This is a genomic window from Massilia sp. NBRC 108631 (genome assembly GCF_059704565.1).
Genome location: NZ_BAAKJE010000066.1, coordinates 225,360 through 251,404, shown reverse-complemented (window position 1 = coordinate 251,404; position 26,045 = coordinate 225,360). Strand labels below are relative to the sequence as shown.

Sequence of the window (26,045 nt, the reverse complement as noted above, 5' to 3'; positions counted from 1 at the left end):
TCACCGGGACCGGTGATGTGGTAGAGACATGCCGCCCCCTGCGGGGGGCGGCGCGGGTGCAGCTAAGTTATTTCCAGAGCGCGCACTTGGTTTCGGCCTTGGTCACATACGCCTGGTCGCCGGGTATGGTGGCCACCACCTTGTAGTAGTCCCAAGGATATTTCGAGTCCGCCGGCTTCTTCACTTCCATCAGGTACATATCGTGCACCATGCGGCCGTCCTGGCGGATCACGCCGCCCTTGGCGAACATGTCGTTAATCGGGGTCTTCTTCAGGTGCGCCATCACCTTGTCCGAATCATCCGTGCCGACCGCCTTCACGGCCTTCAGGTAGTTGGCGGTGGCCGAGTAGTCGGCTGCCTGCAGCATCGACGGCTCCTTCTTCATCTTCTCGAAGTAGCGCTTGGACCAGGCGCGGGTGTCCGGGTTCAGGTCCCAGTACCAGCCGTCGGTCAGGTACATGCCCTGGGTGGTGTTCAGGCCCAGCGAGTGCACGTCGTTAATGAAGATCAGCAGGCCGGCCAGCTTCATCTTCTTGGTGATGCCGAACTCGTTGGCCGCCTTGATCGAGTTGATGGCGTCGCCGCCGGCGTTGGCCAGGCCCAGGATCTGCGCGCCGGACGACTGCGCCTGCAGCAGGAAGGAGGAAAAGTCCGACGCCGACAGCGGATGCTTGACGCTGCCCAGCACCTTGCCGCCGGCCGCTTTCACCACGTCCGACGTGTCTTTCTCCAGCGACTGGCCGAAAGCGTAGTCGGCGGTCATGAAGTACCAGTTCTTGCCGCCCTGCTTGGCGATGGCGCCGCCGGTGCCGCGCGCCAGCGCCACGGTGTCGTAGGCGTAGTGCACGGTGTAAGGCGTGCATTCCTCGTTGGTCAGGCGGGCCGAGCCGGCGCCGATCGAAATGAAGATCTTTTTCTTCTCGCCCGCCACCTTGGCCATGGCCAGGTTGGCGCCCGAGTTGGTGCCGCCGATCAGCAGGTCCACGCCCTGCTGGTCGAACCATTCGCGCGCCTTTGAGGCGGCGATGTCGGCCTTGTTCTGGTGGTCGGCGGAGATGAATTCAACTTTCTTGCCGGCGATGACCACGCCGGCATCGGCGATCGCCATCTTGATCGCTTCCGCGCCACCCAGGCCGTCGATGTCGGAGTACAGGCCGGACATGTCGGTGATGAAACCGATCTTGATGGTGTCGCCGGACACCTGTGCTTGCGCGCCGCAGGCCAGGCCCAGGGCGCACGCTGCTGCGGTTGCGGTGGCGATAGTTTTGAGTTTCATATTTTTGTCTCCGTCCTAAGGGTTTTGTAGTGGTACGGTAAAAATCAGACGCCGAGCAGTTCGGTCAACACTGGCATCTTTGCGCTCAACTCGGATGCAGCAAAAGTCTCGACAATCTGACCATGCTCCATCACGTAAAACCGGTCCGCCAACGGAGCGGCGAAGCGGAAATTCTGTTCCACCATGACGATGGTGTAGCCCTTCGCTTTCAGGGTGGTGATCATGCGCGCCAGGCCCTGCACGATGACCGGCGCCAGGCCTTCGGAAATCTCGTCCAGCAGCAGCAGGCGCGCGCCGGTGCGCAGGATGCGCGCCACCGCCAGCATCTGCTGCTCGCCGCCCGACAGCCGGGTGCCCTGGCTGTGCTTGCGCTCCTCCAGGTTGGGGAACATGGCGTAGATCTCCTCGACCGGCATGCCCTTCTCGCCGGTGGCCAGCTGCGGCGGCAGCAGCAGGTTTTCCTCGGTCGACAGCGAGGCGAAAATGCCGCGCTCTTCGGGACAGTAACCGATGCCGAGGTGAGCCACTTTGTGCGTCGGCAAATCGATGGCTTCCACGCCGTTCACCTTGATGGAACCCTTGCGCGCGCCGGTCAGGCCCATGATGGCCCGCAGGGTGGTGGTGCGGCCAGCGCCGTTACGGCCCAGCAAGGTCACCACTTCGCCCGGCTGCACCGTGATGTTCACGTTGTGCAGGATATGCGATTCGCCGTACCACGCCTGCAGATTGCTGATTTCCAGTGCGGCCGCCATCAGTGCGCCCCCACCAGTTCGCTTGCCTCGGTGCCCATGTACGCTTCCATCACTTGCGGGTTCTTCGATACCTCGGCATAGCTCCCCTCGGCCAGCATGGCGCCGCGCTGCAGCACCGAAATCTTGTCGCAAATACCAGATACCACGTTCATATTGTGTTCCACCATCAAAATGGTGCGGCCGGCCGATACCTTCTTGATCAGCTCGGTTACCCGGTGCACGTCCTCGTGGCCCATGCCCTGGGTGGGCTCGTCCAGCAGCATCAGCTCCGGCTCCATCGCCAGGGTGGTGGCGATCTCCAGCGCGCGCTTGCGGCCGTAAGGCATGTCCACCGTGACGGTGTCGGCGAATTCGGTCAGGTCCACCTCGGCCAGCAATTGCATGGCGCGCGCGTTCAGCTGGTTCAGCGAGCGTTCGCTCTGCCAGAAATGGAACGTGGTGCCCAGCTGGCGCTGCAGGCCGATGCGCACGTTCTGCAAGACGGTAAGGTGGGGAAATACGGCGGAAATCTGGAAGGAACGGATCACGCCCATGCGCGCGATGTGCGCAGGCCTGGCGGCCGTGATGTCATTGCCGTTGAACAGGATCTGGCCCGAGGTCGGCACCAGGAACTTGGTCAGCAGGTTGAAGCAGGTGGTCTTGCCGGCGCCGTTGGGGCCGATCAAGGCGTGAATGTGGCCGCGCTGGACCTTCAGATTCACGTCGTTAACAGCAGTGAAACCCTTGAATTCCTTGGTCAAATTTCTTGTTTCCAAGATGAAGTTTGACATCGTATCTCCTGGTTATTCTTTATAAACTGCCAAATTTTCAACCGATCATACACACAAAAAAAATCGTGAACAATACAGTATAAATACCATCAAGATAGCAAGTTTGGCTACAAACTGGGCAGTTTGATCTGGCTCAAAGTATGGCGCAAGGATCAGGAGTCTTTCCAGGTAGAACGTATGATCTGCGCGGCTTTCTCGGCAATCATGATGGTCGGGGAGTTGGTATTCCCAGACGTTATAAAGGGCATCACCGAGGCGTCCACCACCCGTAGTCCAGCTACACCGCGCACGCGCAATGCGCTGTCGACCACAGCGGAAGTGTCGTTTTTTCGCCCCATGCGGCAAGTGCCCACCGGGTGGAAGATGGTGGTGCCGATGGCACTGGCCGCCGCCGCCAGTTCCTCGTCGGTCTGGAACGCCGGCCCCGGCTTGAATTCCTGCGGCGAATACCTGGCCAGCGCGGGAGCGGCGGCGATGCGGCGCGTCAGCTTCAGCGCGTCGGCCGCCACCTGGCGGTCCTCCGGCGTGCTCAGATACATCGGCGTAATCTTGGGCGGCGCATAGGAATCCGCGCTGGCGATGCGGATATGGCCGCGCGACGTGGGGCGCAGATTGCACACGCTGGCAGTGAAGGCCGGGAAAGCATGCAGCGGATCGCCGAACTTCTCCAGCGACAGCGGCTGCACGTGGTATTGCAGGTTCGGCGTGGCCTGGCCGGGGTCCGAGCGGGCGAACGCGCCCAGTTGCGACGGCGCCATCGACATCGGTCCGCTCTGGAACATCGCGTACTCCATGCCGATGCGCATCTTGCCGAACCAGTTGCTGGCCAATACATTCAGCGTCTTCACGCCGTTCACCTTGAACACCATGCGCAGTTGCAGATGGTCCTGCAGATTGGCGCCCACGCCGGGCAGGTCCGCCACCGGTGTGATGCCGAGATCGCGCAGCATACCCGCCGGCCCGATGCCCGACAGCTGCAGCAACTGCGGCGAGCCGACCGAGCCGGCCGCCAGGATGGTTTCGCGCGTGGCCTGCGCCTGCCAGCGCGTGCCGCCCCCGGTGAACGCCACGCCGGAGCAGACGGGCCCCTGCTCGCCCTGCTCCACCAGCAGCTTTTCCACGTGGCAGCCGGTCATCAGGGTCAGGTTGGGGCGCGTGGTGGCCAGCTTCAAGAACGCCTTGGCCGTGTTCCAGCGGATGCCGCGCTTCTGGTTCACCTCGAAATAGGCGCAGCCCAAGTTGTCGCCGCGGTTGAAATCGTCCACTTTGGGAATGCCGGTCTGGTCGGCCGCGTCGCGGAAAGCATCCAGGATCTGCCAGGACAGGCGCTGCTTTTCCACCCGCCACTCGCCGCCCGCGCCGTGGAAATCGCTGGCGCCGCCGTGATGGTCCTCGCTCTGGCGGAACAACGGCAGCACCGCGTCCCAGCGCCAGCTGTCGTCGCCGCATTCCTCGGCCCAGCGGTCGTAGTCGCCGGCCTGGCCGCGCATATAAATCATGCCGTTGATCGAGGAACTGCCGCCCAGTACTTTGCCGCGCGGATAAATCAGGCTGCGCCCGCCCAGGCCGGGATCGGCCTCGGTGCGGTACAGCCAGTCGGTGCGGGGATTGTTGATGCAATGCAGATAGCCCACCGGGATATGGATCCACAGATAATCGTCCTTGCCGCCCGCCTCGATCAGCAGCACTTGCACGTTTTTATCGCGCGTAAGGCGGTTGGCGAGAACACAGCCGGCAGTGCCGGCGCCGATGATGATGTAGTCGAACTGTCCTGCAGATTCCAAAATCCACTCCTTGCGCCTAGGGCTAAGTCAGACTGCTTGCATTTCCTTCACCAGCGTTTCCACCAGCCGGGCCGCCGGCATGCCGCGCGCCCGGTCCACGCTGCTGCCGCACCACAGCGACATCCACTCCGTGTCGCCGCGCCGCGCCGCCTCCGCGCGGATGCTGCCGGTCAGCGCGTTCTGCACCGGATAGGCGGGCACTTCCAGTTCCACCTCCGCCATCATCTGCATGAAACGGTTCTCCAGGCCGCGCGCATAGCGGCCGGAAAACGCGCGCGTCTGCCGGGTCGGGCGCGCGCCGGCCGTCAGCAAAGCCTGCTTGTACGCCGGGTGGATGCCGGATTCATTGGTCACCAGGAAAGCCGTGCCCATTTGCACCGCCTTGGCGCCGGCCGCCAGCGCGCGCCGGATATCCTTGCCGTCCATGATGCCGCCGGCCGCGATCACCGGTATCCGCACCGCCGCCACCACCGCCGGCAGCAGCTCGAAGGTGGTCAGTGTGGCGTCCTTCTGCGCGCCGATGAAGGTGCCGCGATGGCCGCCCGCTTCCACTCCCGACGCCACCACCGCGTCCGCACCCGCCGCCTGCCAGGCCAGCGCCTCGGCGATGGTGGTCACCGTACCCACCACGGCAATGCCAGCGGCATGCAGCCGCGCGACCTGGGCCGGCGTCAGGATATCGAAAGTAAAACTGGCCACGGCGGGACGCAGTTCCAGCAGCGTTTCAAACTGCGCGGCGAAATCCTCGCACCACTTGGCAGGCGTCGGCAACTGGTCCCAGCCCAGTTCCTCGTAAACCGGCTTCAGCAGTTCCTTGGCGCGCGCCAGATCCGCTGCGGACGGCGTGGGCGTTCCCTGGACAAAGAAATTGAGCAAGAAAGGCTGCGCCGTCAGGGCGCGGATGGCCGCCACCTGGCTGCGCAGCGTGTCCGGCGACAGCAGCGAAGCGGCCAGCGAGCCCAGCGCGCCGGCGTTCGATACGGCCGCAACCTGCTCGGGCGTATTGCCGCCGCCGGCAGTCGGCCCCTGGATGATGGGATGGGAAAACAGGGACAGCAACTCCATAACAGCCTCCTGAGGCCTGTTGATAACTATCTGGATATCCACAGGCATGATTTGTGAGTAAGCAAAAGCTAAACCTGGACGCCAAAAATTGTCCAGATACAGTCCTTTCGCCGTACACCGTTTACGCGCCGCCTTGTACAAGACGCAAACGACTGATTCTAATCCAGTTAACCCGGTTATCCACAGAAAAGTGGCGACGTTAACAACTACTATTATTTTGTATACACAGCTTTAAAGTAAACCAAAGGCCGACGCTGCGTCACTTCCGCAACGAAAGCCACTGCGAATGTTGGCTTCTTGAAAAATTTGATTCTCGCCAGCTTGGCCTTTCCCCTATACTGAAATGGCAGCGATCACTCAGCCGGAAGCCGGAGTTGCCGTGGCCATACAGCGCAAAAAAACGGAAATCGTCCGCTCCAAAGCCTACCTGCGCTTTCGCCAGCGCTTGTTGTCCGGCTTGCTGACCATGGCGCTGATCGCCATCGGCATAGTCGCCTGGCAACTGCACACCGCCTATCTGGACCGGGAAGCCGGCTTGCGCCGGCAAACCCAGCACTTCGCGCGCGCCATGGAAGCCCATGTGCTGTACGCGATCCAGTTTGCCGACCTGTCGCTGATCGGTTTTTCCAATGCCATCAAGGTCTTGCCGCCCAACAGTTCGGCAGAGTCCATCGCCGCCCTGCTTTCCTCGCGCAGCAGCTCCTTCACGCACGATTTCTGGATCAGCTTTATCGACGCCAACGGCAAAGGCGTCGCCACCTCCAACCATCTGCCCATTAACGGCGTCGACTACAGCGACCGCGACTATTTCCAGTTCCACCAGGACAGCGCATCGCCGCACCAGCTCTTCATTGGCGGCCCCACGCTGGGGAAAGTATCGAAGAAAAAATTGTTTTACCTCAGCCGCAGAGTGGAAAGCAGCGACGGCCGCTTCCTCGGCGTCATCGTCGCCCCGCTGGATGCCACGCGGTTCGCCGCCGTCTTCGAGAATTCCCGGATCACGGACGACGTCTCCATCACCCTGGTGCACCGCAACGGCCGCATCATCGCGCGCGCGCCGCTGTTCGAAGAGGCCTACAACCTGGACCTGTCCAGCGGCGTGTTGTTTGCCAGCCTGAAAGACAGCCTGATCGGCACCTTCCGCACGCCCAGCCAGGTGGACAAAGTGTCCCGCCTGTTCAGCTACCGCGCACTGAACAATTTGCCGCTCATCATAGTTGTCGGCGGAACCGACAAGGATGCGGTCTGGTTCGCCAGCCCCACCTTCATCGTCGCCGGCGGCGGCCTGGCCCTGCTGCTGTTGCTGATACTGCTCAGCGGCATGTTTGCGCTCAAATCCTATGCAAAACTGGAAGAACGCGAGCTGCGCTACCGCCAGCTGTACGAATCGAGCCGCGAAATGGAAGCCAAACTGTCGGCCAGCGAGCAACGACTGCGCCTGATCGCCGACAATCTGCCCATCCTGATCACCTACATCGACCGCCAGGAACGCTACACCTTCACCAACCGCCGTTTCGATGAAGTGTTTGAAATCGGGCCGCAGGCGGCGCTGGGGCGCAAAGTGGAAGAAATCGTGGGTCCGGCTGCCTACGCGTTGTCCCAGCCGCACCTGCAGCGTGCCATGGCCGGCCAGGTGGTCCATTTCGAGCGTCCGATCCAGACCCGGCACGGCCAGCGCTGGGACGGTATCACCTATGTGCCCGATTACGATGCAAACGGACAAGTACGCGGCCTGTTCGTCATGGCCGAAGACATCACCGCCCGGCGCGCCACCGACGAAACCATGAAGCTGGCCAGCCTGATGTACCAGAACAGCAGCGAAGGCATGATGGTGACGGACGCCGACGGTAAGATCCTGTCGGTCAATCCGGCCTTTTCCCGCCTCAGCGGCTATAGCGAAGACGAAGTGAAGGGCCACTGGGCCTACGAACTGACCTCCGGCCGGCAGGACCAGGAATTTTTCCGCAAGATGCAGCACGCGCTGCGCCAGACCGGAGAATGGGAAGGCGAAGTCTGGCACCAGAACAAGCAAGGTGAGCACTACCTGGTATCGCTGCGCTTCAACGCCGTGTTCGACGAGCGCGGCCAGGCCTACCGGCGCGTGGCGCTGTTCTGCGACATCACCAAGCGAAAAGCCACCGAAGAACTGATCTGGCGCCAGGCCAACTTCGACGCCCTGACCGGATTGCCGAACCGGCGCATGTTCCAGGAGCGCATGCGGCTGGAAATGAAGAAGTCCGACCGCGCCGCCTTGCCAATGGCGCTGGTTTTCATCGACTTGGACGGATTCAAGGCCGTCAACGACAGCCTGGGCCATTCCATGGGCGACGTCCTGCTCAAAGAAGTGGCGGACCGGCTCAGCCACTGCGTGCGCGGCACCGACACCGTGTCCCGGCTGGGCGGTGACGAGTTCACCGTCATCCTTGGCGAGCTCAAGGACAGCACCGACGTGCAGCGCATTGCCCGGGACATCCTCGAGAACCTCGCTACGCCCTTCAAATTGGGGCCGCAAATCGTCCACATATCCGCCAGCATCGGCATTGCCTTGTATCCGGAAGACGCGGTGGACCCGGAAACCCTGCTCAAACAGGCCGACCAGGCCATGTATTCAGCCAAACAGCAGGGGCGCAACCGCTACCACTACTACGCAAGCAGCTAGCCTGTTGATAAGTCCATGGATATCCACAGGATGAGATGTGAGTAAGGAAGTGGAAAGTCCGGCGCTCAACATTTGTCCAAGTTTTACCCCTGCACTGGTACAAGCCTTGTCCAGCACCTTATCTTTTCTCCAAATCCCTGTTTTTTAAGCAGTTAACGTAGTTATCCACAGCGAAGAGGACGTTTACTATTACTATCATTTTATATAAAAGCCTTAGTTAACAAACTAAAGAAGCCGCTGATTTGCATGCAAGGGACTGCAGGACAAAAAACTGCGAAAAACACGTAATGTGGATAACCTCATGCATATCCACAGGATGACTTGTGCGTAAACCAGCCACTTCTGCACAGTGAAAATCTTGTCCAGAAGTCGTCCTGCGTAGATACAATGCTTGTTCAGGTGCTTGTAAACGCTGTAAACCCCTGATTCTTAGCTTGTTAACAGACTTATCCACAGAAAAGCGCTGGTTTACTATCTACTACTATTTTTTATATATATCTTTGTTGTAAACCTATAAAAAAACGCGAAGCCCAAAAACGGAGGAAAAATGCGTCTTGGCATCATCAGCGCACTCGCTGAAGAGCAAAACGGACTGATAGAAGCCATGGAAAGCCCGAACAAAGCGAGCCACGGCATGCGCGACTACACCGCAGGCAAGCTATGGAACGTAGACACGGTCTGCGTGCTGTCCCGCATAGGCAAAGTAGCTGCCGCCATGACTGCCAGCATCCTTGTGGAAAAGTTCGGCGTTACCCACATCGTCTTCACCGGCGTTGCCGGCAGCGGCGACCTGGGCGTCAGGGTGGGAGATGTGGTGGTTGCAGACAGTCTGGTGCAGCACGACATGGACGCCAGCCCGCTGTTTTCGCGCTTCGAAATCCCGTTAACAGGCCAATCGCACATCGCCAGCGACCGCGAACTGACGCGCCGCCTGGCAGCGGCAGCCCGCGACTTCCTGCAAAACGAGCCCGGCAGCCCCCAATTTCATCGCGGACTGATTGCCAGCGGAGACCAATTCATCAACAAACGCAGCCAGATCGCCGCGCTCAAGGATGCATTGCCCGAATTACTGGCAGTAGAAATGGAAGGCGCAGCGGTTGCGCAAGTGTGTTTCGAGCTGGGCATACCGTTCAGCGTCATCCGCACCATCTCCGACAACGGCAATGAAGACGCCGCGGTCGACTTCATGCACTTCGTCCAGACAGTCGCCTCCCGCTACGCCTACGGCATCCTCAAAAGCTTCTGTGGACAAACCTGAAGTTATCCCCACGCGCGCTCATTTCCTGCCCGACAAATGGGGTCAGGGTTAATTATCCCGGGCGCAAGGTCTGCCGGGCAGCAAGATGTCGCACCGCACTTCCGTCATTTTTTCCACCTTGTGGAGAAACTCCGGGTTACCCACAGGCTTGTTGTGGTTGAGTGCGTTGCGTATTGCGTGCAGAAGATCGTCGCCTAGGCGGCTGCCGAAGATAGCGCGATAAGTGGACTGCCTTTCAGCGGCGTCTTTTCCCAGGCCCATGTACAGCTCGTGCTGCGTGAGCAAAGGATTCCGTTCTCCCAGCGCGTTGGCGCGAAAGCTGCTCCAGCGGTAGAGGTCCGGCGCCTTCACCATGCGCGCCCGCACCGGATTGAGCTCGATGTAACGGTGACAATGGAACAAATAGGCTTCGGCCTGCACCAGCGAAGAACGATAGCGACCCTCCCACAGCGTGCCGGACCTGTCGTACTTTTCGTTGATGTAGCGTACATACCGCCGACCCATGGACATAAACAGCCTGGCCACGCTGTCGCGATGCTCGGGCGTGAGGAGCAAATGCACGTGGTTCGTCATCAGCACATAGGCATGCAGCGAGCATGCATGCTCGTCGAGCGCACGGCCCAGGCAATGCAGATAGAACTCGTAGTCGTCATCGTCGAAAAAGCAGTCGGCGCGATTGTGTCCGCGCTGCACCAAGTGCAGGGGAACGCCGTCTAGCTGGATGCGGGGTGGGCGGGACATTTGGCAAGCTTATGCCGGGCAGCAATTGGCGTCATGACGTGACGCAATAATTGCAAAATTAATTAACCCTGACCCCATTTTGGTTTGGGGCAAAAAAAAGCCAGGCGGGGTGCCTGGCTTGAGGGGAGACGCCGGAAATTTAGGCGCTGAGGGTCATCAGGCTGGCGTTGCCGCCGGCCGCCGTGGTGTTGACGCACAGGGCGCGCTCGGCTACCAGGCGCCACAGGGGGATGGCTTCTTCCGCCGAGGTGTCGATAACGGCCACCAGAGCCCCGTCACGGGCCGCCAGCTGCTCGCGTACACCCGGGGCCAGGGCGGACTCAACCAGCGCCACCTGGAAGCTGCAATCGATGCTGGCGAGGCTTGCCGCCTGCTTGACCTGGTCCAGCACCGCCGCCGGCAGGTCCGCCGGCAGCGATGCCGATACCACCACCGCCCGGTTGCCCGTCGCCAGCACAGCGGCGATCTGGTTCAGCAGCACCTCGGCCGAGTTGGCCAGGCAGACCACGTTGCCGCGCGAAGCGAAGCGCAGGGTGTTGCGCTCGCCCGTCGGGCCCGGCAGCTCGATGGTGCTGCCCAAGGTGGTGCTGTGGGCGTACTGGTCGGCCAGCGAGACCAGGCGCTCGCGTCCCTGCCCCTTGGCCCACACTTCCAGCGCGTCCAGCGCCGGCGTGGCCAGGCGGGCGTGCTGGGCCGGCGCGGCGGCGCCGCGCTGCAAGCGCTTGAGGTACAGCGGGCCGCCGGCTTTCGGGCCGGTGCCGGATTTGCCTTCGCCGCCGAACGGCTGCACGCCCACCACCGCGCCGACGATGTTGCGGTTGATGTAGATGTTGCCGACGTGCGCGCGGGCGGTGATGAAGTCGATCGTCTCGTCAATCCGCGAGTGCACGCCCAGCGTCAGGCCGTAGCCGCTGGCGTTGATCTGCTCGACGATCTTGCCCAGGTCGGCGCGCTTGTAGCGGATCACGTGCATCACGGGGCCGAACACTTCCTTGCTCAGCTCGTCAAGCGAGCGGATTTCCAGCACGGTCGGCGGCACGAAGGTGCCGGCCGAGGCCACCGGCAGGTTCAGCGAGAAGTGATTGAGCGCGGATTTTTTCATCGCGTCGATGTGGTTCAGCAGGTTCTGCTGCGCTTCGCTGTCGATCACGGGGCCGATGTCGGTGACCAGGCGGTCCGGGCTGCCGATGTTGAGCTCGCTCATCGCGCCCTTCAGCATTTTGATGGTCTTGTCGGCAATGTCTTCCTGCAGGAACAGCACGCGCAGCGCGGAGCAGCGCTGGCCGGCGCTGTCGAACGCGGACGAGATCGCGTCCTGCACCACTTGCTCGGGCAGCGCGGAGGAGTCGACGATCATGGCGTTCTGGCCGCCGGTTTCGGCGATCAGCGGGATGTCCGCGCCCTCGGCCACGGCGCGCTTGGCCAGGGTGCGGTTGATCAGCTGCGCCACTTCGGTGGAACCGGTGAAGATCACGCCTTTGACGCGCGCGTCGTTGCACAGGCCGGCGCCGACCACTTCGCCGCGGCCCGGCAGGAATTGCAGCGCGGCGCGCGGGACGCCCGCTTCGTGCATCAGTTCGACCGCGCGGTGGGCGATCAGCGGGGTTTGCTCGGCCGGCTTGGCCAGCACCACGTTGCCGGCCGCCAGCGCGGCGGCGGCCTGGCCGGTGAAGATGGCCAGCGGGAAGTTCCACGGGCTGATGCAGGTCACGGGACCAAGCGCCAGCGTATTGGCGGACGAGCCCACCTGCTGCGCGTAGTAGCGCAGGAAGTCCACCGCTTCGCGGATCTCGGCGACGGCGTTGGGCAGCGACTTGCCCGCTTCGCGGATGGCCAGCGCCATCAGCTCCAGCATGTTTTTCTCGAACAGGTCGGCCGCGCGCATCAGCGCGGCGGCGCGCAGCGACGGCTCGGTGGTTTGCCAGTCCATGGCGTAGGCGCTGGCGCTGGCCAGCGCGCTGTCGACATCGGCGGCGGTCGCTTCGGTGACGCTGCCGACCACGTCGCTGCGCTGGGCCGGGTTGATCACCGCTTGCGATGGCTGGCCGATGGTCAGCGCGCCCGCCAGCAGCGGGCCGGCGCTCCAGCTGCGCGGCTCGGCCAGCGCGGCGGCCACCTGGCGCAGCACGTCCTCGTTGGACAGGTCCAGGCCGGCCGAGTTGCGGCGCTCGTCGCCGAACAGGTCCAGCGGCAGGCGGATGGCCGGATGCGGCAGGCCGCCCTGTTCGCGCGCGGCGTCGATCGGGTTCTTGATCAGCGATGCGACCGGAATCGCTTCGTCCACGATCTGGTTGACGAAGGAGGAGTTGGCGCCGTTTTCCAGCAGGCGGCGCACCAGGTAGGCCAGCAGCGTTTCATGCGAGCCGACCGGGGCGTAGATGCGGCAGGCCTTGTCCAGGTTGTCCTTGCCCACCACCTGGTCGTACAGCGATTCGCCCATGCCGTGCAGGCACTGGAACTCGTAGTTGCTGACGCCCGCTTCCTTGGCCCAGGTGTAGATGGTGGCCAGGGTTTGCGCATTGTGGGTGGCGAACTGGGCAAAAATGCGGTCGGTGGCGCCCAGCAGCTTCTGCGCGCACACCAGGTAGGACACGTCGGTGTACACCTTGCGCGTGTAGACCGGGTAGCCGGGCATGCCGTCCACCTGGGCGCGCTTGATCTCGGCATCCCAGTAGGCGCCCTTGACCAGGCGCACCATGAATTTGCGGCCGCTGCGCTTGGCCAGGTCGATCAGGTAGTCGAGCACGAAGGGGCAGCGCTTCTGGTAGGCCTGCACCACGAAGCCGATGCCGTCGAAGCCTTCCAGCGCCGGGTCGAACGCCATGGCTTCCATCAGGTCCAGCGACAGTTCCAGGCGGTCGGCTTCTTCGGCGTCGATGTTCAGGCCGATGTTGTATTGCTTGGCCAGCAGCACCAGCGCGGTCAGGCGCGGCAGCAGTTCTTCCATCACGCGGGCGTGCTGGGCGCGCGAGTAGCGCGGGTGCAGCGCGGACAGCTTGACCGAGATGCCCGGGCCGTCCTTGATGCCGCGGCCGTCGGACGCGCGGCCGATGGCGTGGATCGCTGTCTCGTAGGCGGCGTAGTAGTTGGCCGCGTCCGCTTCGGTCAGCGCCGCCTCGCCCAGCATGTCGTAGGAATAGCGGTAGCCGCGCGCTTCGTTGGGCTGGCCGTTCTTGATCGCCTCGGCTATGGTCTGGCCGGTGACGAACTGGTTGCCCAGCATGCGCATGGCCAGGTCCACGCCTTTGCGGATCAGCGGTTCGCCGCCCTTGGCGATCAGGCGCGTGATGGCCGAACCCAGGCCCTGTTCGCTGCTCGAGCCGACCAGCTTGCCGGTTACCAGCAGGCCCCAGGTGGCGGCGTTGACGAACATGGACGGCGATTCGCCCAGGTGCTTGCGCCAGTCGCCCTTGCTGATCTTGTCGGCGATCAGGCGGTCGGCGGTGGCGCTGTCGGGTATGCGCAACAGTGCTTCGGCCAGGCACATCAGCGCCACGCCTTCTTCCGACGACAGCGAAAACTCGTGCATCAGCGCGTCCACGCCGGAGGCGCGGGTGCGTTCCTTGCGCACCGACGACACCAGGCGGTGCGCCAGCGCCTGTGCGTCGGCGGTGCCGCTTTCGCGCACCTGCCCCAACAGCCACTGCACGGCGCCGGCTTCGTCGCGGCGGTAGGCGGCTGTGATGGCGGCGCGCAGCGGGCTGGGCTGGCGCAGGATTTCGGCTTGCAAGGTGGAGAACGGAGTGGCCGGAGCCGGGGTGGCTGCTTGCATGAAGAGAGGCTTTCTACAATGAGGATTTCAACGCGCACACAGTAAAAAACGCCCGTCCGGCACCAGGCTGGGCGAGCGTAATCGTCTGTTTTGCTACCGCGCTGCTAATGATTCGATTGTAGAGTGAAATCTTCTGGATTAATTCTGGTATTACTAAAGACTAGCCATACATAGTTTTTGATGAGAGAATTTAACCAAATATAATTTGAGGGGGATAACTCATGCTGGACAAGATCAGTAAGAAGATACTGATGGAGCTACAGAGCGACGGACGCATCAGCAACGTGGAGCTTGCTGCGCGTGTCAACCTGTCGCCTGCGGCATGCCTGGAACGGGTGCGCAAGCTGCACGAGTCCGGCTACATCATGGGCTACACCGCCCAGCTCAACCCGCAATTGCTGGATGTGTCGCTGCTGGTGTTTATTGAAGTGGTGCTAGATCGTACCACGCCCGAAGTCTTTGATGCATTCAAACATAGCGTCCAGGTGATCCCCGAAGTACTCGAGTGCCATATGGTGGCCGGCGGTTTCGACTACCTGGTGAAGGCGCGCGTCAAGGACATGGCGGCCTACCGCGAGTTCCTGGGCAAGACCTTGCTGCAAAAAGGCGTGCGCGAGACGCATACATATGCTGTGATGGAGGAAGTAAAAAATACGAGCAAGCTGCCGATCAAATAACTGATTTGCAAGCCTAAGCCGCTACTAGGGAGGTCAGATGAAGTTGCAGCACAAGCAGGTGCGACAGATTTTACGGATACTCGGCGCCACGGCGGCGGGCGCTTTGGCAGCGTGGCTGGCACAGACGGCTGGCGCCGGCGCGCTGTGGCAGGCCACCCTGGCTGGCCTGGTGGCGGCGCTGACGGCGCAGCTGGCCCAGGCGGCGGCCGGCAACGGCGACGACGGCACGCGCCGCTTCGCGCACACGGTGGGCGAGGAAATCGACGCCATCATGATAGGCGCGGCGGAGACCTCTTACTTCGTCGATTCCGTCAAAAAGAAAATCGAAAGCGACGTGCGCACGGCCAGCGAGATCGTGGCCAGCTCCAGCCACAACGCGCGCGCCACCGAGCAGATCGCGGCCAACGCCGAGCGCGCCGCGCAGGTGGCGGCGCGGGTCCGCGCCGAAACCGAAACCGGCCGCGCCGAGGTCGACCAGGGCCTGTCCCGCATCAGCCGCGCCCGCGGCGACGCGCAGCAGGCAGCGGCCACCATGGTCAGCCTGCAGGAAAAGGCCAAGCGCATCTACGGTTTCACGGAAGCCATCACCGAAATCTCCGCGCGCACCAACCTGCTGGCGCTGAATGCCGCCATCGAGGCCGCGCGCGCCGGCGAACAGGGGCGCGGCTTTGCGGTGGTGGCCGGCGAAGTGCGCCAGCTGGCGCAGCGCACCAAGGAAGCCACCGACGAGATCAGCGCCATGGTGCGGGCCATTAACGAGCAGGCCGTGTCGGCCACCGCCGGCATGGCTTCGCTGGCCGGCATGGTGAGCGAGGCGGCCGGCAATGTGGAAACGGTGCACGGGCTGCTGAGCAGTATCGAGCAGTCGTCCGGCGTGTCGGAAAAAGAGATCGGGCAGATCGCCCAGGCTTCGCGCGAGCACGTGGAAACCACGCGCGTGATCGCGGACGCCATCACCCAGATCCGCGACAGCATGCTGTCCACCGACGCCGAGCTGCCGCGCGCCACAGGTTCCGCGATGGCGCTGGCCGAGCGCGCCGAAGTCATCACGGCGGCGCTGGGCCTGTCGGAGATACCGACCGCGCACGATGAAATCCGCACAGCGGCGCAGACAGCCGCAAAGGAAGTGGGCAAGCTGTTCGAGGCGGCCATCGCCAGCGGCAAGATCACGCACGCGGCGCTGTTCGACCGGCAGTACACGCCGATCCCGAACACCGACCCGCCCAAGCACAACACCAGGTTCGACGCCTTCACCGACCGCGTGCTGCCGGACTTGCAGGAAAGCCTGCTGGCGCGCATGCCGCACCTGGCGTACGCGGGCGCGGTGGACAACAACGGCTACTTCCCCACCCACAACAAGAAGTTCTCGCAGCCGCTGACGGGCAATTACGATGTCGACATCGTCAACAACCGCACCAAGCGCATCTTCAGCGACCGCACCGGCAAGCGCTGCGGCTCAAACACCAAGCCCTTCCTGCTGCAAACCTACAAGCGCGACACGGGGGAAGTGATGCATGACTTGTCGGCGCCTATCTTTGTCAACGGCCAGCACTGGGGCGGGTTCCGCATCGGCTACCGCTCGGCTGCGCACTGATCGGCGCGCGGTGACGGGTGAGCGGCACCGCCGCTTAACCCGCCGGCTCAGTAGGTATCGCTGCGCGGGCTGGTGCCCGGCGCGGTGCGCTGGGCCACGCTGTTCATGCCTTCCAGGTTGGCACGCAGCCATTTATGCGCCGGGCTGCGCGCGTCGCGCTCGTGCCAGAGCATGTCCAGGTGCACCGCCGGTAGCGTGAACGGCAGTTCCTTGTGGATCAGTGCCTCCGTCATGCCGGTGGAGGCGATCAGGTGCTTGGGCAGCACGGTGATCAGGTCCGAGTTGGCCACCACGCGTCCGGCCGTGAAGAACTGGTTCACCGTCAGCAAAATGCGCCGCTCGCGCTGGATCTGCGCCAGCGCTTCGTCCACCAGGCCGTGTGCGCGTCCCGAGAAGCTCACCAGCAGGTGGTTGGCCGCGCAATAGTTCTCCAGCGTCAGGTCGCTCTTGGCCAGCGGATGGTCGCGCCGCATCACGCACACATAATGTCCGGAATACAGGCGCTCATGGCGAATCGGCGAACTGGTGTCGCTCGACAGTTGGGCCGCCACGCCGGGGAAAAAGCCCACCGCCAGGTCCACGTCGCCGCGCAGCAGCATCGGGCGCGGTTCGCGCGTGGTCAGCGGCACCATGCGCACGTTCACCCCCGGCGCCTCGCGTTCGATCGAACGCATCAGCGACGGCAGCCAGAAGGCGGCGGTGGCGTCGGCCATGGCCAGGCGGAAGGTGGCATGCGCCTTGGACACGTCGAAAGTCTCGGGCGTGACCGCCGCCTCCAGGCTGGCCAGCGCGCTGCGCACGGACGGCCACAGGGCCTCGGCGCGCGGGGTCGGCTTGACGCCGTAGGCGGTGCGGATCAGCAGTTCGTCGCCCAGGCTTTCGCGCAGGCGCTTGATGGCGTTGGAGACGGCCGGCTGGGTCATTGCCAGGTGGCCGGCGGCACGGGTGAGGTTTTGCTCGGTCATCACCGCGTCGAATACACGCAGCAAGTTCAAGTCCAGCGTCAGGAAGCTCATAAATACTCGGCTCGGTGGTAAGGACTCTTATTCACGTTCCGTATAGTTGATATCGGGAAACGGAATTGGATTTATATGTTGCAGCGCACTATAGTGACACTTGATTGTAATTGCACCTGAACTTCAATGTCTACCTTCATTTCTGCTGTACAAGCCTTAACTACTGGAATTTCTATCATGGAAGCCGTTCAAATCCTGCTGGGCGCCGTGCTGGCGCTGGCCATGCTGCTGTTGTTCAAGCCGCTGCTGCGCGGTATCGCGCGTGCGCTGCTGCTGGTGGTGAAACCCAAGCTGAGCAAGGAAGAACGGCTGCAGCGCCGCCTGATGAAGGACGCCATGATGCTGAACCGCATGCTGAATTCGATGGAAAGCGCCCCCAGCCACGCCGCCGAATTGCGCGCCATGGCCGCCCGCGCCTGAGTTGCCCAAGATTTACGCAGCACAGATGGTATTGCGCGGCAGAACGGTTTAATACGTCTGCCGCGCCGCAACAACTTTATTTTTCCCCCAGCAGCTGAGGCTTCAGCGAGCTGTCCACCGGCTTGTCGCCCAGCCAGATGCGCAGGATGGCGTTATAGAACGCCACGTCCGGCAGCGTGCCTCCGACATTCTTGCCGTTCAACATCACCTGCGAACCGGTACCCGGTATCCAGTCCACCGTCAGCACATCGCCCTTCTTCAGCGCGGGGAACATGGCGAACATTTCACCGAATTGTTTGGTTTGCGGCACCAGCTTGGCGCGCTCGGCCGCGTCCGTGTTGTCATTGAGGCCACTCATGAAGGCTTTGCCGAACTCGTCCGACGTGAGCTCGCGCAGCACCACGATTTTCACACGGCGCGGGCCCTCGGCGGCCAGGATCTCGGCCACGGTCGATTTCTTTTCAGGGAGATACAGGCCCAGCGCGTAGACCTTGAAGATGACTTTGGTGCGCAGGCCGGCGCCATTCAGTTTCAGCGTGGCGCCGTTGACGGCGATGGTCTCGTCGAACTTCACGCCGGCCACGTCGGCGGCGAAAGCGGGCAAGGCGGCCAGCGCAAGCACAGCGGCTGCGGCGGCGCTTTTCAGGATGGAACGGCGGGCAAAGGTCATGTTGTCTCCATAAAGGTGTTATGGAGGCAAATATACCATTCCTTTAAGCGTTGTCAGCTTCGCCTTCACCCTTGCCTGCGGTCAAACGCTCGTATTTCGCCATCAGCTGCTCCTTGGTCTCAATCCAGGCCGGATTGAGGGGGATGCATTCCACCGGGCAGATCGCCACGCATTGCGGCTCGTCGAAGTGGCCGACGCATTCGGTGCACTTGTTGGGGTCGATCTCGTAGATCTCGGCCCCCATGTAGATGGCGTCGTTCGGGCACTCGGGCTCGCACACGTCGCAGTTGATGCACTCGTCGGTAATCAGTAAAGCCATGGTAAATCCTTAGCCCGCCGCCTGCGCGCCCTTGATCGCTGCAATTTTCTTTTGCAGCCAGCGGTCGACGGAAGGGAATACAAATTTGGACACGTCGCCGCCCAGCATGGCGATCTCGCGCACGATGGTGCCCGAAATGAACTGGTACTGGTCGGACGGGGTCAGGAACAGCGTTTCGACGTCCGGCAGCAGGTAGCGGTTCATGCCCGCCATCTGGAACTCGTACTCGAAGTCGGACACGGCGCGCAGGCCGCGCACGATCACCCGCGCGTCGTGCTGGCGCACGAAGTCTTTCAGCAGGCCGGAGAAGCTCTCCACTTTCACGTTCGGATAGTGGCCCAGCACCTCGTTGGCGATTTCCAGGCGTTCTTCCAGCGAGAAGAAGGGGTTTTTGTTCTGGCTGTCGGCCACGCCCACCACCAGCGTGTCAAACAGGCCGGAGGCGCGGCGCACCAAATCTTCATGCCCGCGGGTCAGCGGATCGAACGTTCCCGGATATACGGCTACTACCATTGCGGCTCCCTTGCGACGCACCATAGAACGCGCATTATGCCTGAAAATCAGGCGCTCCCGCAGGTCCGGGCCGGGTTTGGCCTGGTCCAGCCTAGCCCTGGTACTGAAGTAAATGATAGAACACCATCCCGGCCTTGTCAGCCCGGACCACGTTCCAGCCATTCATCCACTCGGGCGCCTCGCCCTCTTCGAAGGTCAGCGGCAGCCCGGATTCGGCATAGACCAGACCCTTTTCCTTGAGCAATTTGCTGCAAAGCGGCAAAACGCGCGCCAGGAAGTCCTGCTGGTAGGGCGGGTCCAGGAAGATCAGGTCGAACTTCTGGCCGCGCACGGCCAGCGACTGGGCGGTGGCCAGCGCGTCGCTGCGCAGCAGCTGCACATTGGCGGCGTTCAGCTTATTCTTGATCGCGTCCAGCTGGCGCACCACGGCGGTGTTGGTGTCGGCCATGATGACGCCGGCGGCGCCGCGGCTGGCGGCTTCGAAACCGAGCGCGCCGCTGCCGGCGAACAGGTCCAGCACCTGGGCGCTGGCCCATTCGCCGTCGCGCAGGTGGCTGATCCAGTTGAAGGCGGTCTCGCGCACGCGGTCCGGCGTCGGACGCAGGCCCAGCGCTTCCAGCACGGGCAACGGGGTGCGCTTCCAGGCGCCGCCGATAATGCGGACCTGGTTGCTGTGTTTTGGCCCGTGGACGGGCACTTTGGCGGGTTTTTTAACGGGCTTCTTTTGCATGGCGGCACTATAACATGCGGCGCCGGGCCGCTTCCCGGGCTGCGCCTACCTGGCCTGCACCGCCAGCGCGTTCAAATCCTCGATCCAGCCCTGCATGCGCTTGTGCGCGTGCGCCTTTTGTTCCGGCGTGGCGATGCGGATCACGGTCAGCACCAGTTCCATGGTGCCGTTGGCGTAGGCGTCGAAGAAAGGCTTGCGGTCGGACGGCTTCTCGGTGCGCTCGAAGTTTTCCTGGATCAGCTCGCGCACCATGGTCTCGGCCGCCGCCTGCGACGGCTTTTCCTGCTGGATGCGGTGCGCCAGCGCGAGAATGCCCTTCTGGCGCCGCATGCGCTCGTCCAGCCACAGCTCGTTGTCCAGCGGACGGGCGTCGGACGCCTTGCGGATCACGGCCTCCTGCTCGCGGCTGAAATTGCCGAACCATAACTCGAACTGCTCCATGGATTTCTTGTAGCGGAACTTGAGCTGCTCGTCGCGCCCGCCCTTCATGTTCTTTTTGCGGAAGTCGCGGTTGTTCTTGTCGAACTTCTCTGCCATCTGCTCGAGCTGCTCCGGCTTCAGCGACAGTGCCAGCTCGGCGATGTCCGGCGCCGCCTTGAGCAGCATGGCCTGGGTGCGCGCGCGGATGTCCTTGTAGTCCGCCTGCAAATCGGCCAGGCTGGGATTGGCCTGCAGTTGCTGCTGGGCGCGCTGCAGCACCTGGGCGTAGTCCTGCAGCTGGGTTTTGCGGTGCCAGCGGAAGAAGTTGCCGATGTCCGACTTGACCGGCGGCTTTTGCGCCGAATCCAGGTCCACATAGGCGTCCAGCCACCAGAACAGCAGCGTGTCGCCGTTGTTATAGGCCAGGCGCAGCGAGCTGCACGCGCCCAGCAGCACCAGGAAAAGGAAGGCGAAAATGTACCGTGCGCCCCGGTTGCGGGTGTCCTGCATGTTAAACTTTTCCATATTCTTAACTCTTTGAGTAGGCCTATGAACGTAGTTATTCTCGCCGCCGGCATGGGCAAACGTATGCAGTCCGCATTGCCCAAGGTATTGCATCCGCTGGCAGGCAAGCCGCTGTTGTCGCACGTGATCGATACTGCGCGCGGCTTGTCCCCGGCCAAATTATGCGTGATTTACGGCCACGGGGGCGCAGCCGTGCTGGAGCAGCTGGAAAAGGAGAAGCAGGTGCCCGGCGCCGATATCTCCGCCGCGCTGCAGGAACCGCAGCTGGGCACCGGCCACGCCGTCATGCAGGCGCTGCCGGTGCTGGACGAAGCCCACCCCACCCTGATCCTGTACGGCGATGTGCCGCTGACCACTTCGGCCTCGCTGCAGCGCCTGGTGGACGCGGCCGGGTCGGACAAGCTGGGCATCCTCACCGTGGAGCAGGATGATCCGTTCGGCCTGGGCCGCATTGTGCGCGAAGGCGGGCAAAGGACCGGCCAGATCATCCGCATCGTCGAGGAAAAGGATGCCAGCGCGGAAGAACGCGCCATCAAGGAAATCAACAGCGGCATCATGGTGGCGCCTACCGCGCGCCTGAAGAAATGGCTGGCCGCGCTGCAGAACAATAACGCGCAGGGCGAGTACTACCTGACCGACATCGTGGCCCAGGCGGTGGCGGACGGCGTGCCGGTGGTCTCGGCCAACCCGGGCGGCGTGTGGGAAGTGGCGGGCGTCAATTCCAAGGTGCAGCTGGCCCAGCTGGAACGCATCCACCAGCTCAATATTGCCCAGGCGCTGCTCGAGCGCGGCGTGACCGTGATGGACCCGGCCCGCATCGACGTGCGCGGCGAACTGGTTTGCGGCCGCGACGTCACCATCGACGTCGGCTGCGTGTTTGAAGGCAAGGTCGAGCTGGCCGACGGCGTCACTGTCGGTGCGCACAGCGTGCTGGTCAACGCCCGCATCGCTGCCGGTGTGCAGATCAAGCCCTTCTGCCACATCGAAGACGCGGTGGTGGGCGCCAAATCCATCATCGGCCCCTACGCGCGCCTGCGCCCGGGCACCGAGCTGGCCGAAGACGTCCACATCGGCAACTTCGTCGAAATCAAGAACAGCCAGATCGCCGCGCACAGCAAGGCCAACCACCTTGCCTACGTGGGCGACGCCACCGTCGGTTCGCGCGTGAACGTGGGCGCCGGCGTCATCACCTGCAATTACGACGGCGCCAACAAGTTCCGCACCGTGATCGAGGACGATGCCTTCATCGGCAGCGACAGCCAGCTGGTGGCCCCGGTGACGGTGGGCCGTGGCGCCACTATCGGCGCCGGCACCACGCTGACCAAGGATGCGCCGGCCGAGCAGCTGACCATCTCGCGTCCCAAGCAGCTGACCATTCCCGGCTGGAAGCGCCCGGTCAAGATCAAGAAGTAAGTTTCCGCATGCAGTGCACGGCGCCTTCGGGCGCCGTTTTTTTTGTGGATAACCATGTGAGCAAGCTTGTAGACAAGCTGTCCATATGCGGTGGGCAAGCAGGGGGTAAGTTGGCATAGGCGCAGTGGCTACTTGCTTGCTAGCTTTAGCGAGGTGCGCATGCGGACGGCTGCGCCGATTGTGGATAAGATTGTTGATATCCCACTGAAAAAGTCCTGAACAAGTGTTGGATAAGCCGGTATAAGCGGATTTTGATTCCGGACGGCCATATTTGCTGTGTGCATAAGCCTGTGGAAATCGGCAGGAAAACTGCTGGATAACAGGGCTCCGACCGGGTGACGGCTGGGCGGCCGCCGGAGCACGCCGGCCGCGCGCTGATTTTTTTGCCCGCGCTGACCCCTTTTTCCGTTTCGGCGGTCATGGATAGTAAGGATGCCTTCGGCGTCCCTCCTGTCCGAAAAGGTTTGAGTGCATGGCAATTCCGCTTCCTTCCAAGTTCCGCCGCAACGCCGTGCTGGCGCTGCTGGGCGCCGCCGCGATAGCGGCCGGCGTTGCCGCATGGCGCCAGCAGCAGGCGGCGCCCAAAGTTGAAACCGTGCGCGTGGCGCGCGCCAGTATCGAGGCCAGCGTCATGGCCATCGGGACGCTGCAGCCGCGCAGCTATGTGGACATCGGCGCGCAAGTGTCCGGCCAGGTGCTGCGCCTGCATGTGGCGCCCGGCGCCGTGGTCGAAAAGGGCGACCTGCTGGTGGAGATCGACCCCAGCGTGCAGCAGGCCACGGTGGACGCGGGCCGGGCCGCGCTGGCCGGGCTGACGGCCCAGCTGGCCGAGCAGCGCGCCCAGCACCGCCTGGCCAGGCAGCAGGATGCGCGCCAGCAGCAAATGGCGCGCGACGGCGCCACCCGCGAAGAGGACGTGCAAGTGGCCGCCGCCGCCGTGGAGACGGCCGTTGCCCGCATCGCCAACCTGCGGGCGCAGATTGCGCAGACCGAAGCCGCGTTGAAGGCGGACGTGGCGCGCCTGGGCTACACCCGCATCTACGCGCCCATGGGCGGCACCGTGGTGTCGGTCGAAGCGCGCGAGGGGCAGACCTTGAACGCCACCTACCAGACGCCCAACGTGCTGCGCGTGGCGGACCTGTCGGGCATGACGGTATGGACCGAAGTGTCCGAGGCCGACGTGCGGCGAGTGAAGGCCGGCATGCCGGTCTATTTCACCACCCTGGGCGCCAGCCAGCGCCGCTGGGAGGGCAAGGTGCGGCAGGTGCTGCCCGCGCCTGCGGCCCAGCCGCGCGACGGCGCCACCGCGCTGGCGCCCACGCCCGGCAAGGTGATTCTGTACACGGCGCTGTTCGACGTGGACAACGCGGACGGGGAGCTCATGCCGCAGATGACGGCGCAGGTGTCCTTCGTCACCGCCGCCGTGAAGAACGCGCTGGCGGCGCCGCTGCCCGCCCTGGCCGCACGGGAAGGCAAGCCGGGACGCTACACCGCGCGCGTGCTGAACGGCGCGGGCGAGCTGGAACAGCGCGAAGTGGAAATCGGCGTGCGCGACCGCCTGCACGGGCAGGTGCTGCAAGGCCTGCGCGAAGGCGAGCAGCTCGTCCTGCGCGACATCGCGCCCGAAGGCACGGGCAGGTTCCAGCTGTGAGCGCGGACATGTACGCGCCGCCGCGCGCGCCGCAAGCTGGGGCCACCCGGTTGCTGCCGGCGGCCGCGCAGCCGCTGATCGCCCTGCGCGGCCTGCGCAAGCGCTACGGCGGCGAGAACGGCTCCCCGGCGGTGGAAGTGCTGCGCGGCGTTACGCTGGACATCCATGCCGGTGAGTTTGTCGCCATCGTCGGCGCCTCCGGCTCCGGCAAGTCGACCCTGATGCACCTGCTGGGCTGCCTGGACCGCCCGAGCGAAGGCAGCTACCGCTTCGCCGGGCACGACGTGGCGGACCTGGGCGCCGACCAGCTGGCATGGCTGCGCCGCGAAGCATTCGGTTTCGTTTTCCAGGGCTACCACCTGATCGCTTCCGAAACCGCGCGCGAGAACGTCGAACTGCCCGCCATCTACGCCGGCATGCCGGAGCACCAGCGCAAGGAGCGCGCCGGGGCGCTGCTGCGCCGCCTGGGCATGGGCGAGCGCCTGGAACACCGTCCCAGCCAGCTGTCCGGCGGCCAGCAGCAGCGCGTGTCGATAGCGCGCGCGTTGATGAACGGCGGCCGCATCCTGCTGGCCGACGAACCCACCGGCGCGCTGGACAGCGCCAGCGGTGCGGAAGTGATGGCGCTGCTGAACGAGCTGGCCGACGCCGGCCACACCATCATCCTCATCACGCACGACCGCAGCGTGGCCGCGCAGGCGCGCCGCGTAATTGAAATCCGCGACGGCGCCATCGTCGGCGACAGCGGCGCCGCGCCGTCCGGACAGGGCCTGCCCGCCCCGGACATGGCCAGCGCTGGCGCCACGGGGCACAGCGCTGCTTCCTTCTGGGCCGACCTGCGCGAGGCCGCGCGCGCCGCCTGGCGCGTCATGTGGATCAACCGCTTCCGCACCGGGCTCACCTTGCTGGGCATCGTCATCGGCGTGGCGTCGGTGATCGTCATGCTGGCGGTTGGGCTGGGCGCCAAGCAGCGCGTGGTGGCGCAACTGGGCGCGTTCGGCTCCAACCTCATGTACATGTCCTCCATCGGCGCCAGTTCGCGCATGCCGGGCCGCAGCATCACACTGGCGGACCTGGACGCGGTCGCTACACTGCCCAACGTCGCGCACGTGCTGCCGAATGTGACCGGCAACCAGGTGGTGCGCTTCGGCGGGCGCGACGTGCAGACCTATGTGCGCGGCAGCGGCCCCGCACTGCCCGAAATCCAGACCTGGCCGGTGGCCAGGGGCGGCTTCTTCACTCCGGACGACGAGCGCGACATGGCCAATGTGGCGGTGCTGGGCCATAAGCTGGCGCGCGAACTGATGCCGGACGTGGCCGACCCGGTAGGCAAGGTGATCCTGATCGGCAACCTGCCGCTGCAGGTGATCGGCGTGATGTCGGAGAAGGGCGCCATCAGCGGCGACCGCGACGAGGACAACCTGCTGATCCTGCCGTTCTCGACCGCCGGGCTGAAGGTGTTCGGCCAGCGCGAGCCTACCTACACGGTGATGGCGGTCGACGACGTCAGCCGCGTCGCGCAGACGCAGGCCTCGGTGGAAGCGCTGATGCTGGAGCGCCACGGCCTGCGCGACTTCGACATCGGCAACGCCGCCGCCTCCATCGCCGCCGAGGCGAAAACCGGCGACACCATGACGCTGATGCTGAGCCTGATCGCCGCCGTGTCGCTGGTGGTGGGCGGCATCGGCGTGATGAACGTGATGCTGATGACGGTGCGCGAGCGCACCCGTGAAATCGGCATCCGCATGGCGACCGGTGCGCGCCGGCGCGACATCCTGCGTCAGTTCCTTACCGAAGCGGTGCTGGTCACGCTCACCGGCGGCAGCATCGGCGTGGCCGTGGGGCTGGCGGTGGGGTCGGCCCTGCTGTGGTGGGACGTGGCGCTGATCTTCTCGCTGAGCGCAATTGCGGGCGCGTTCGGCTGCGCGCTGGTTACCGGGCTGGTATTCGGCTTCATGCCCGCGCGCACCGCCGCCGCGCTGGACCCGGTGCAAGCGTTGGCCTCCGACTGAAATGGAAT

21 protein-coding genes are annotated in these 26,045 nt (G+C 63.7%); 8 read left to right on the top strand and 13 right to left on the bottom strand.

Annotated features, from left to right (window positions below; translation table 11 throughout):
* Nucleotides 1–67: 67 nt before the first annotated feature.
* The 5 genes from AC6H42_RS08345 to AC6H42_RS08325 all read right to left on the bottom strand — a co-directional run bounded on the left by AC6H42_RS08345 (nt 68) and on the right by AC6H42_RS08325 (nt 5,647).
* Complete coding sequence (locus AC6H42_RS08345) at nt 68–1,276, bottom strand: ABC transporter substrate-binding protein (RefSeq protein ID WP_057154277.1); 1,209 nt, start codon at nt 1,274–1,276, stop codon at nt 68–70.
* 44 nt (nt 1,277–1,320) lie between these two features.
* The gene (locus AC6H42_RS08340) at nt 1,321–2,028 is read right to left on the bottom strand and encodes an ABC transporter ATP-binding protein (RefSeq protein ID WP_057154276.1); all 708 of its coding nucleotides are present in this window, start codon (nt 2,026–2,028) and stop codon (nt 1,321–1,323) included.
* Complete coding sequence (locus AC6H42_RS08335) at nt 2,028–2,798, bottom strand: ABC transporter ATP-binding protein (protein ID WP_057154275.1); 771 nt, start codon at nt 2,796–2,798, stop codon at nt 2,028–2,030. Before AC6H42_RS08335 ends, AC6H42_RS08340 begins: the two co-directional genes overlap by 1 nt.
* Before the next feature lie 152 nt (nt 2,799–2,950).
* Entirely contained in the window at nt 2,951–4,582 is a 1,632-nt protein-coding gene (locus tag AC6H42_RS08330; RefSeq protein WP_497547813.1) for a GMC family oxidoreductase, read from the bottom strand.
* A 27-nt stretch (nt 4,583–4,609) separates the two neighbouring features.
* The gene (locus AC6H42_RS08325) at nt 4,610–5,647 is read right to left on the bottom strand and encodes an NAD(P)H-dependent flavin oxidoreductase (protein ID WP_057154273.1); all 1,038 of its coding nucleotides are present in this window, start codon (nt 5,645–5,647) and stop codon (nt 4,610–4,612) included.
* A 379-nt stretch (nt 5,648–6,026) separates the two neighbouring features.
* Here AC6H42_RS08325 and AC6H42_RS08320 point away from each other — a divergent pair, with 379 nt between their 5' ends.
* Entirely contained in the window at nt 6,027–8,306 is a 2,280-nt protein-coding gene (locus AC6H42_RS08320) for a bifunctional diguanylate cyclase/phosphodiesterase (protein WP_057154272.1), read from the top strand.
* A gap of 547 nt (nt 8,307–8,853) precedes the next feature.
* The gene (locus AC6H42_RS08315) at nt 8,854–9,564 is read left to right on the top strand and encodes a 5'-methylthioadenosine/adenosylhomocysteine nucleosidase (protein ID WP_497547812.1); all 711 of its coding nucleotides are present in this window, start codon (nt 8,854–8,856) and stop codon (nt 9,562–9,564) included.
* Between the two features lie 48 nt (nt 9,565–9,612).
* On the opposite strand, the gene AC6H42_RS08310 is transcribed toward AC6H42_RS08315, so the two are convergent.
* Nucleotides 9,613–10,305: a transposase gene (locus tag AC6H42_RS08310; protein ID WP_057154270.1), complete on the bottom strand. Its 693-nt coding sequence runs from the start codon at nt 10,303–10,305 to the stop codon at nt 9,613–9,615.
* Nucleotides 10,306–10,444: 139 nt separating this feature from the next.
* On the bottom strand, nt 10,445–14,077 hold the full coding sequence (gene putA / locus AC6H42_RS08305) for a trifunctional transcriptional regulator/proline dehydrogenase/L-glutamate gamma-semialdehyde dehydrogenase (protein WP_057154269.1): 3,633 nt from the start codon (nt 14,075–14,077) through the stop codon (nt 10,445–10,447).
* Between the two features lie 221 nt (nt 14,078–14,298).
* On the opposite strand from putA, the gene AC6H42_RS08300 reads away from it, so the two are divergent.
* A complete protein-coding gene (locus tag AC6H42_RS08300; protein WP_028833852.1) occupies nt 14,299–14,754 on the top strand; it encodes an Lrp/AsnC ligand binding domain-containing protein in 456 nt (151 codons plus the stop codon).
* Between the two features lie 37 nt (nt 14,755–14,791).
* The gene (locus AC6H42_RS08295; protein WP_057154268.1) at nt 14,792–16,348 is read left to right on the top strand and encodes a methyl-accepting chemotaxis protein; all 1,557 of its coding nucleotides are present in this window, start codon (nt 14,792–14,794) and stop codon (nt 16,346–16,348) included.
* Between the two features lie 47 nt (nt 16,349–16,395).
* Here AC6H42_RS08295 and AC6H42_RS08290 read toward each other — a convergent pair whose 3' ends face one another.
* Nucleotides 16,396–17,364, bottom strand: coding sequence for a LysR family transcriptional regulator (locus tag AC6H42_RS08290; protein ID WP_057154267.1), 969 nt, complete (start codon nt 17,362–17,364; stop codon nt 16,396–16,398).
* Nucleotides 17,365–17,541: 177 nt separating this feature from the next.
* Here AC6H42_RS08290 and AC6H42_RS08285 point away from each other — a divergent pair, with 177 nt between their 5' ends.
* Complete coding sequence (locus tag AC6H42_RS08285; RefSeq protein WP_229418109.1) at nt 17,542–17,784, top strand: hypothetical protein; 243 nt, start codon at nt 17,542–17,544, stop codon at nt 17,782–17,784.
* 76 nt (nt 17,785–17,860) lie between these two features.
* Here AC6H42_RS08285 and AC6H42_RS08280 read toward each other — a convergent pair whose 3' ends face one another.
* From AC6H42_RS08280 to AC6H42_RS08260, 5 genes are all read right to left on the bottom strand, one after another.
* On the bottom strand, nt 17,861–18,454 hold the full coding sequence (locus tag AC6H42_RS08280) for a chalcone isomerase family protein (protein ID WP_057154265.1): 594 nt from the start codon (nt 18,452–18,454) through the stop codon (nt 17,861–17,863).
* 43 nt (nt 18,455–18,497) lie between these two features.
* Entirely contained in the window at nt 18,498–18,773 is a 276-nt protein-coding gene (locus AC6H42_RS08275; protein ID WP_057154264.1) for a YfhL family 4Fe-4S dicluster ferredoxin, read from the bottom strand.
* Between the two features lie 9 nt (nt 18,774–18,782).
* On the bottom strand, nt 18,783–19,286 hold the full coding sequence (gene coaD, locus AC6H42_RS08270) for a pantetheine-phosphate adenylyltransferase (protein WP_028833720.1): 504 nt from the start codon (nt 19,284–19,286) through the stop codon (nt 18,783–18,785).
* Nucleotides 19,287–19,377: 91 nt separating this feature from the next.
* Nucleotides 19,378–20,016 carry a 16S rRNA (guanine(966)-N(2))-methyltransferase RsmD gene (gene rsmD / locus AC6H42_RS08265; protein ID WP_057154263.1) on the bottom strand — a complete coding sequence of 213 codons (639 nt, stop codon included), beginning with the start codon at nt 20,014–20,016 and terminating at the stop codon, nt 19,378–19,380.
* Nucleotides 20,017–20,061: 45 nt separating this feature from the next.
* Nucleotides 20,062–20,961: a DUF6279 family lipoprotein gene (locus AC6H42_RS08260; RefSeq protein WP_497547811.1), complete on the bottom strand. Its 900-nt coding sequence runs from the start codon at nt 20,959–20,961 to the stop codon at nt 20,062–20,064.
* A gap of 24 nt (nt 20,962–20,985) precedes the next feature.
* Here AC6H42_RS08260 and glmU point away from each other — a divergent pair, with 24 nt between their 5' ends.
* From glmU to AC6H42_RS08245, 3 genes are all read left to right on the top strand, one after another.
* Complete coding sequence (glmU, locus tag AC6H42_RS08255; protein ID WP_057154262.1) at nt 20,986–22,374, top strand: bifunctional UDP-N-acetylglucosamine diphosphorylase/glucosamine-1-phosphate N-acetyltransferase GlmU; 1,389 nt, start codon at nt 20,986–20,988, stop codon at nt 22,372–22,374.
* Between the two features lie 472 nt (nt 22,375–22,846).
* Entirely contained in the window at nt 22,847–24,025 is a 1,179-nt protein-coding gene (locus AC6H42_RS08250; protein ID WP_057154261.1) for an efflux RND transporter periplasmic adaptor subunit, read from the top strand.
* Between the two features lie 8 nt (nt 24,026–24,033).
* Entirely contained in the window at nt 24,034–26,037 is a 2,004-nt protein-coding gene (locus AC6H42_RS08245) for a MacB family efflux pump subunit (protein WP_497547829.1), read from the top strand.
* The last annotated feature ends 8 nt before the right edge of the window (nt 26,038–26,045 follow it).